At 59.9% G+C, this 8236-nt stretch carries 8 protein-coding genes; 3 read left to right on the top strand and 5 right to left on the bottom strand.

Translation table 11 applies throughout. The features are described from left to right. Positions 1–600 precede the first annotated feature (600 nt). From HMI57_RS14045 to HMI57_RS14035, 3 genes are all read right to left on the bottom strand, one after another. Entirely contained in the window at positions 601–756 is a 156-nt protein-coding gene (locus HMI57_RS14045) for a hypothetical protein (RefSeq protein ID WP_171586619.1), read from the bottom strand. A gap of 229 nt (positions 757–985) precedes the next feature. Further along, the gene (locus HMI57_RS14040) at positions 986–2023 is read right to left on the bottom strand and encodes a DUF4192 domain-containing protein (protein ID WP_171586618.1); all 1038 of its coding nucleotides are present in this window, start codon (positions 2021–2023) and stop codon (positions 986–988) included. A 449-nt stretch (positions 2024–2472) separates the two neighbouring features. Continuing rightward, positions 2473–3513, bottom strand: coding sequence for a DUF3560 domain-containing protein (locus tag HMI57_RS14035; protein ID WP_171586617.1), 1041 nt, complete (start codon positions 3511–3513; stop codon positions 2473–2475). A gap of 444 nt (positions 3514–3957) precedes the next feature. On the opposite strand from HMI57_RS14035, the gene HMI57_RS14030 reads away from it, so the two are divergent. From HMI57_RS14030 to HMI57_RS14020, 3 genes are all read left to right on the top strand, one after another. Continuing rightward, positions 3958–4404, top strand: coding sequence for a hypothetical protein (locus HMI57_RS14030; protein WP_171586616.1), 447 nt, complete (start codon positions 3958–3960; stop codon positions 4402–4404). A gap of 200 nt (positions 4405–4604) precedes the next feature. Then, positions 4605–5327, top strand: a complete 723-nt coding sequence (locus HMI57_RS14025) for a hypothetical protein (RefSeq protein ID WP_171586615.1) — start codon at positions 4605–4607, stop codon at positions 5325–5327. 19 nt (positions 5328–5346) lie between these two features. Further along, positions 5347–5622 carry a hypothetical protein gene (locus HMI57_RS14020; RefSeq protein WP_171586614.1) on the top strand — a complete coding sequence of 92 codons (276 nt, stop codon included), beginning with the start codon at positions 5347–5349 and terminating at the stop codon, positions 5620–5622. Positions 5623–5759: 137 nt separating this feature from the next. Here HMI57_RS14020 and HMI57_RS14015 read toward each other — a convergent pair whose 3' ends face one another. Then, positions 5760–7181 (bottom strand): ParB N-terminal domain-containing protein, encoded by a 1422-nt coding sequence (locus HMI57_RS14015; RefSeq protein ID WP_171586613.1) that lies wholly within the window; start codon positions 7179–7181, stop codon positions 5760–5762. A gap of 553 nt (positions 7182–7734) precedes the next feature. After that, positions 7735–8130 (bottom strand): hypothetical protein, encoded by a 396-nt coding sequence (locus tag HMI57_RS14010; protein ID WP_162148068.1) that lies wholly within the window; start codon positions 8128–8130, stop codon positions 7735–7737. Positions 8131–8236 lie beyond the last annotated feature (106 nt).

Here is an 8236-nt window from a genome sequence, read left to right as displayed (position 1 = left end):
GCTCAGCTGGCGGAAATCAAATAGCGCGAGTCTCCATCAAACCCAGAGCGGTTCAGTTGGTGAAAAGTTCTTTGGTTTTGGTGCAGCCAAAGCATCCTTGGGGCAAAGTGAAAATGGTGAGAGTCATAGCGCTCAGTCCTTGGTTTCGTGGCGGTTTTAGTAAGAGTCAACTGCTGTGCTGCTACCCCTAATTTTATCGAGTTTAGGCCAGCTTTAATAGGTTAGATCCGCTTATTTCCGGGGTTCTTGGGGCTTTTGAGTGTGTGCGGTGTTGGTCCCCTCCCCCATTGTTTTTTGCCTGCTGGCGAAGCATCGCGGAGCTGTTCTCGTCTGGGCTGGTCAACCCGTAGGGCGGTCTGTGTGCCAGGGAATCTGGGAGGAAATAAGCGACGTCGGAGCGCCGATCAGATTGTTTGGTTCCAGGCCCGCTCAGCGCAGCTGAGTTGGGCGGTGCAGCGGGGACGCATAATCGTCAAGGACAGCAGCAAAAAAGAGAGTGGTTTCCGGTGGCGACCGGTAGGGAGCGCCGGCTGTGAGCCCGAACGGTAGTGAGGCCCGTCTGGTGGGCGTATTTCTTGGTCCCGGTATGGCAGGCCGGGGTTAGCTGTTGGGCTGGTGTTTGTCCTCGGCCCAGGTGAAATCTGGGCGGGAGCCGTGGAGCTGCAGGGGCATGTTCTCGGCCAGGGCGCGCTCTGCGGTGGTCTCTGTGGTGTAGGTCAGGGTGCGTGCTGGCTGGATCAGGTCGGTGCCGGGCATGGTGTGTTCCCTGTTCTGTCGCTGTCGGTGCTGGTTTCACTGTATCGGCCTGTCCTGTGTCGAATTGTTCTGTGGCGGGGTGGACTGTTGGCACGGCTCCACACGGGGTGGGAGCTGGTGGCGTGTAGGTGCGGCGACCGGAGGAGCGAAGCGGGGGAGGTCGCCGCAGCGCATGAGGCGGGGCCGGGGGCCTGTCGCGATGGACTGGTCCCCGGCCCCGCTGTGAGTGTCAGTGCTGGTAGGCGGTTTTCGCGCTCTTGGTGCACTCAGCGATAACTCCGGTACCGGTGAATTTCAGCAGCAGCGCTGCGAGTCGGCTCTCGGGGTCGGCTTCAAGTGCTTTGGTCAGGTACAGGTGGGCGATTGATCCCTTGCCCTTGTACCAATTGATCCAGCCGAGCAGGGTGAACAGTGGTGCTCGGGCTTCGTTCGGGGTGAACGGCAGCAGGTCGGTTGCGAGCTGTTGCACGGCATCGACTCGGCTCCAATCGGGTCGGCCAACGAACCGGCCGATCAGGGTCAGGGTCATTTCGTGGGTGTCGTTGCTGGGATTGATGGTGTCGGCCATGATTCGATCCCGAACGCTCGGGGCGTGGAGTGCGGCGACGAGCTGCACCGCGGTTTCCTCGGTTGGGGTGGTCCCGGTGGTGTCCTGCCAAAGGGCCCGGTTCTCGGTCATCACGGGAGTTGCCCAGTCGGTGGGGTCGATCTCTGCCCAGCCGGTCACGGTTTCCGCGATCCGGTTCAGAATGGTTTCCGCGTCCTCGCCGGTGAATACGGGGTCCGCGACGATATCGCGCTGCGCGTTGGAACCGTCAAAGATCAGCCGGGCGTTCAGAGCGCTGTCCGCGATTTCGGCCAGCGGGTGCGCGGTGCAGCACTCGGCGTCGTCGCAAACGTAGGTCATCCAGTGCTCATCGGTGACCAACCAGCTATCGCGGATCCCCATGCCAGCGGCGTGAAGCGCCGTATCGAGGGCTTCGGCGTGGGCGGTGAAGGGCTTCACGCCGTCAATGGTGGGCCGGGTGGTGTAGAGGATGAACAGGGATCCGTCGGCGTCCTGATCGTTGGCGAGGTAGCCGATGACTGAAGCGGCGAACGCTTCCGGGTTGCCTTCTTGGTGCGCGTCGATGCGCAGCGTCACACCGAGCCGCTTGCCGTGCATGGTCATCAGCACGAAGGATTCACGCGGGGCGAATCCGAGGGTGTGCGGGACGTAGGCCAGAATGTCAGCCGGGGACGTGACGGCAATGGGTGAGTCGTTCATGGTGGTGCTCCTTTTCGCAGTGATGGAAGTCGGTGGTGGGGCTTCTATGTGGTGGTCCAGCAGTTGGCCTCTCCCCCGTTGTTTTTGCCTGCTGGCGAAGCTTGCGGAGCTGTGCCTGTCGGAACCTGGTCAACCCGTAGGGCAAGGGAGCGGGCCAAGGTGGGAGGAAATAAGCGACGTAGGAGCGCCGGACACCTTGGGCCGATCGCGCAGCGGCGTAGCCGTTGAGCTGGTGGAGCAGGTACGTATGATCCGAAGGACAGCAGCAAAAAAGAAGGGGATTCTGCCGGTGGCGACGTAGGAGCCGGCGGCAGCACAGCCCGCAGCGCAGCGAAGGACCGCTTGTTCCTGGTGCGAGCTAGCGAGTACCTGGGCTTTATTCGCCTGGGCCGGCTCCGTCCGGGACAGGCAGCACCCCCGCCGGTTCGGCGGGGACGCCACTGACCTGGCTAGCTGTGCCCTACTGCGCTGGTTTCCGTGTTCACAGGTTCCTGTGTTTCTGTGTTTCCGTGGGTCGTTGCGGTGGTTGCTTCTTCGGTGGTGCGGTGGTCCCTGATCTGGGCGTAGTCGGCTTTTTGGGTCCAGCTGTACCCGGTGATGAGTGAAACGGTTTTCTGGTTGGCTCGGGCTACTTCGTGCCAGCTCCCACCAATGCGGACGTAGTCGCCTTTGTTGATCTGTTCGCGGGTGTAGTTGGTGGCCTTGCCTTCGGCTATCTGGTTGGCTCTGATGCCCTGCCAGTAGGTGAGCTGGTCAAGCTCATCGGCCAGCATTCCTTGAAGGTGCGCCCGGTAGTCTCCGGTGGCCGGTGCCGTTGTCTCGACGTATCCCCCGGCGAACGTGTGGGAGCTGCCGTCAATTTTGCGTTTTGTGGCGCGGATTCCGGTTTCTAGGGTTTTGATCCGTGATGCCACGGCGGCGGGGCTGTAGCGGCGGTCAGTGGTTTGGGCTGCTGTAGCGGCGCGTTCGGCGGTTGCTTTGGCTTCCTCGGTGGCCTGTACTGATTTGCCCATTGCCCGGTCTGCGGTGGCAATTGCGCGGCGGTGCCGGTTCTCTGAGTGGTGGCCTATCTTGATGGGCTCCCCACCTTCGGGCAGTCGGCGCAGCGCTGCCCGTGCTGAATCGTAGGCTGCTGTCTCGGCGTCCTGCTTGCGCTCGGCTTTCGCGGCCAGGGCGTCGGTGCGGTCTTGTTGGCGGGCGATCTTCCCTGCCTCTATTTCGGCGGTGCTGCGGCTGGTGCGGTCAATTTCGGTTTCGACGCTGAAACCTGCCTCGGTGAGTGCCGCCGTGGTGCGGTTGATGATGTGCATTTTGGGCTGACGGTCGCGGGACATGGGCACGAACCACGCCGCGATGCTGCGGCCCCAGCGCCAGCCGTTGACCTTCAGGATGGGCGCAGTTCCGTCACCCTTAGTCGTTCCCTCGATCAGGGTTCCGGCCTCGTGGGTGTGGGTGATGGTCAGCGGTGCGGTGCTGGTTTCAGCGTTCATGGTGGTGCTCCTTTTCGCAGTGGTGGGGGTCGGTGGTGGTGGTCCAGCAGTTGGCATCTCCCCCGTTGTTTTTGCCTGCTGGCGAAGCTTGCGGAGCTGTGCCTGTCGGAACCTGGTCAACCCGTAGGGCAAGAGAGCGGGGCAAGGTGGGAGGAAATAAGCGACCTTTGGAGCGCCGGACACCTTGGGTCGAGTCATGCAGCGGCGTAGCCGTTGAGCTGGTGGAGCAGGTACGTATGATCCGAAGGACAGCAGCAAAAAAAGAAGAGGATTCTGCCGGTGGCGACGAAGGAGCCGCCGACCGACTTTGGCAGTTGATGACGGACTACTCCCGGAGAGAAAGCCTGGTATGAAGGCGGATTTGTCGAGATTTCGCGAAAGTGTCTATGCAAGCTGATGTTCGCGTGTAATCATCAAGGCAAGACTTATTTTTGGGGGACAACAATGATGTCGAAAAAAAAGACGGGCACCCTTATCGGCCTGGCTGGGGTGACCATGGGGCTTTGCGTTGCGTGTGGACCTGCCGACGCCTCGGCCAGCCTGCCTAGTTACGAATCTCTGGAAACCGCCCATCAAGCGGTTGGTGAGTTAGTCGATTGCATGGACGATGCCCCCGATTCCACGCTGGTGTACAACGACGACGGATTAACATCGACAGATTCAATCAAGTGCACGGAGGAAGTTGAGATATTCTATTTTGACTCCGAAGAGTCAAAAGAAGGAACGTACTCCCTCCTGGCCGAGGCCGAAGGTACCGTCCGTTTCGCGGAAGGTAGCAACTGGTTTGTCGTTGACTACTCAGATGTTGCAACCAGCAGTGGCATGTCAGATCCAATCGACGTTGCACAATTGGCCGAGGACCTTGATGCCCGATACACCGAAGTGGAGTAACACCCCGATCACCGCCTGAGTTACGGCGCATCCGGTTACCTGATTTGGTTTCTCTATTTTTCGCGCAATTATTCGATGCAGGGTACATAAAAGTATTTTTAAAAATCGATAATATTTCCAATTTGAGTATTGTCTAGGCAAGTCCTGCGTGCTACTTTTTGGATTACGGGGGTGACCGCAATGGAGAGGTCAAAATTACAGTGAAATACCTTAAATTGGCGACGATTAGTCTCGCCGCAGTTCTAGTGCTCGGCTCTGCAGTTCCTGGTCAAGCAGCTCAGGAAAAAGCCGTGGATATGAGCCCCGTCCATGGCGATGGGTATGTTCTAGTCAATCCAGAGAGTCCCGAAACGGAGCATTTCCCCGACGGCAGAACCTTCATGCCCACGGGCAAAATTTCGCCGGAAACTGTTGTGGTCGTCACGGATTCCGACGGCTCCCTGCCAGGTGCCATGACTCAGAAGCAGCTCACGACGATGGTGGCTGAGCAGCGAGCAATGAAAACCAGCGGCCAGGCCGCGCCGGATGAGGCTCGGATGCTGTCTCCCCGTCCGAACAGTGTGGAACAGGTGCAAGACGAACCGGCATACGCGGTCATGTCTCAGCGAACCTACTCAGCCGGCTATAGCTGGGTCCAGTTTTCGGGTAGCTCCCAGATCGGCATGAATGCCGACACCAGGTTGTATTACTGGCACAGCGTTGCATCATCCACTGCTCAGTGGGCTGAAGGCCAGGGGCTCGGTTACTACCGCGGTTACAACGGTTCGACCATGGGAACATGGTCTGCCTTCTACGCGATGGGGACCGCAAGGAGCCGCGTTGATAGCGGCGCATCAATCCCTTGGGGCAATGTGGCGGCGGTGACAAAGTTTAGGGTCAGGTCGCTGAACTCTCCCATCGCCGGAGGCTACTGGGGCCCGTAAATATGAGAGGACTGTAGATATGGAAGCAGCAGCGAAGAAATGCGTTCAGTGGGGTATTGCACTAATCATTGCCGGCGGGCTAGTACTCGTACTCCTGCCGTTCCTGGTCGGACTACTGGCTGAGTCGGCGGGGGCTACTGCTGCGATCGGTGTCGGACTCCTCGACGTTATCCTCACCCTTGTTCGCTGGGCCCTCATACCGATGGGTACCACTCTGATCGGTGCTGCAGTCGTTATCCGAGTCCTTGCGCCGGCACTAGAACGGTCTAGCGCAACCCACACCCCCGGGAACTAGATCGGCTTGGCGTAGGTCCGTCTGGCCTTGACCGCCCTTGCGGTCAAGGCCAGACGTGCGTCGTCCTGGTGCGAGCTAGCGAGCACCGGGTTTTTGCGCGTCTGGGCAAGGTTCTGTCCGGGCACTACTCCCCTGGTTTAGGCTTCTTCGGCGTAGTCGGCTTCTTCGGCGGTGAGTTCTTCTTCGTCGGCCGGCACTTGCGCGAATGTCTCCCCCGGCTCCTGCACTGCACTGGTTTCTGCCTTCACGGATTCCTGTGTTTCTGTGTTTCCGTGGTCGGTGATGATGGTTTCAACCTCGCTGAGGGTGTAGTCCCATGTGGTGAGCTGGGTCAGGTAGTGCTTGGCGGTGCCGCTCGGGTTGCGCCATGACTGGCGGGTGAGGCTCTTTTCGAATCCTGCGAGGATGACGGCGAGGGTGTTGGTTTCGTGGCGTCCGGTGGGCTTGGCGGTGATCTTCGCCAGCTCGCCGAAGCCGTCTTTGCCTCCGAGTAGTTCGGCGGCGAATCCGGTGTGCTTGGAGAGGCCGTCAGCGACGGTGTAGGAGTGATTTCCCATTGACTGGGCAATAAACCGCAGAGCGTTCTTCGGGGCTGTTTTGCCTTTGAGCAGGGTTTTGAGGAAGTCCACGCGGACCGTTTCGGCGGCGTCCCATGCTTTATTGTTTTCGATCACGCGGCGGCGTTCTGCTTTCTCGTCCTCGGTCATTGGTCCTGACCGGGTGGCGCCGGGTTTGGTGAATCCTGCTGCTTTCCAGTCGGTATTGACCAAGGTGATGCGTACTTCCCCGTTGTAGCTGAATCCGATGTGCGCGGCGTCCGCGTCGTCGTCGGTGAGTGGAACACCTTCGATGGTGCGCAGGTCGCGGATATTCGCCATGGGGCCTTTGTAGTCGTAGTAGTTCAGATCCTCGTCAACGATCTTCAGTCCGTGGGCGGTGACGGTGGCCGCTGCTTCGGCCATGAGCGCGGCGCGGGTGCGGTCGTCGCGGAGCCGTTGAGCGGTGTGGTCAAAGCTCTGAGGGTTGTGCGCGGCGGTGGTTTCGAGTTTGGTGATCGCTTCGGCGTCGCCGCTGAATTCCTCGATCACTGCGGCCATGTCCAGTGTCATGCCCTGGGCGAGTGCTGCGCTGGCGGTGTCGTCGGCCCGGACTTTCAGTGCCGCGTCCACGGTGGCCTTTTTCGCGCCGGTCTTTTTCGCGATCTGGGTAGCTGAGACTCCGAGTAGGGAAAGCTGGTGGAACGCTCCGGCGCGGTCGTTGTCGGTGAGTCCTTGGCGCTGGTCGTTTTCCACGACCTGCTTAGCTAACCTGTCGGCCTCTGTGAGGCTTTCGACCACGTAGACGGGCATCAGGTCGAGCTTCGCTTCTACGGCGGCGAGGCTGCGCCTCTGTCCGTACAGGACGTGCACTCCCCCGCTGTCGGTGCGGTGGGCGACGACTGGCTGGATTACTCCGTGTTCTTTGATGGAGGCCAGGAATGCCTTGTCTAGCTGCACGTCAGCGCGAACGTTGGCGTCGATGGTCAAGGTGGTGGGGTCGATCATTTCGAGAACAGACATAGCAGTGTGCTCCTAGTTCGCAGGGTGGGTGGGGAACCGGTGGTGACCAGCAGTGTGGGTTCCTCTCCCCCGTTGTTTTTGCCTGCTGGCGGAGCTTGCGTAGCTGTGCCTGACGGAGCAGTGCTCAACGCCGTAGGGGCAAGGGTGGACCAATTCGGGGAGGAAATAAGCGACGTAGGAGCGCCGGACAGGATTGGTGTGCCCGTAGCCGGCGGAGCCGGTTGACGCTGTGGAGCAGGTACGTACTATCCGAAGGACAGCAGCAAAAAGATCGTTGTTTAGGTCTTCACAGCCCGAACGTAAAGAGGTCGGCCTGGTTGACCTGGTGAAATGACTGATGCTCCAAATCGTGACAATTTGTAAAATTGCCTGCTACCTCGCACGGGGAATCTGACCTTTTGCTCATGACACTGTGATTATTGTCCCCGCTCGGACCTTATACAAAAGCCCATCCTGCACGCCGCGGCCACGATTTTTGCCGGGCATTCACTACAGCTCGCGAACGCTACGCAACCGACTACGTTACCGCCACCTTCGATCCCGAAAACGGAAGCTAGCCGTCGACAGGCCTGCCGCGAGGCATCTCGTTCGGATCAGTACTGAACGGCTCACCGTTGTTGTACAGCTCCTCCAGACGGGTGCACTCCTGGTCGATGAGCGATGAAATGAAGTCAGACAATGACTTGTATTTGGTCAGATGTCGTGTCTCTAGGTAGGTCGAGCGTAGCCTGCGGTGACTTTCCTTGGAGTGATAGAACGAGTCCTTGACGGGCTTGTCCTCCGGCGATTTCGTCGCCGGAGGAGCAACAACTTCAGTAGGCGGCGCGGCCGCAGCCGCAGCCTCTGCAACAACAGCAGGTGTAGCAGCCGCAGGCTCCGTAGCGGACGATTGAACAGCCGCAGGAGACTGCGGTACTGGCGTGACCACGGCAGGAGCAGTCTCTTCCACAGCGGCAGCCTGCTGAGCGAGCTGCTCTGCAGTCGTGGGGACGACAGCTGACGCAGGGGCAGGCTCCGCCGCAGGCTCAGATGCGGCCTGCTGTTCGGCTGTCATA

This window comes from Arthrobacter sp. 260 (assembly GCF_013116745.1).
In the GTDB taxonomy this organism is placed as follows: domain Bacteria; phylum Actinomycetota; class Actinomycetes; order Actinomycetales; family Micrococcaceae; genus Arthrobacter_D.
This window is presented reverse-complemented; position numbering and strand designations above follow the sequence as displayed.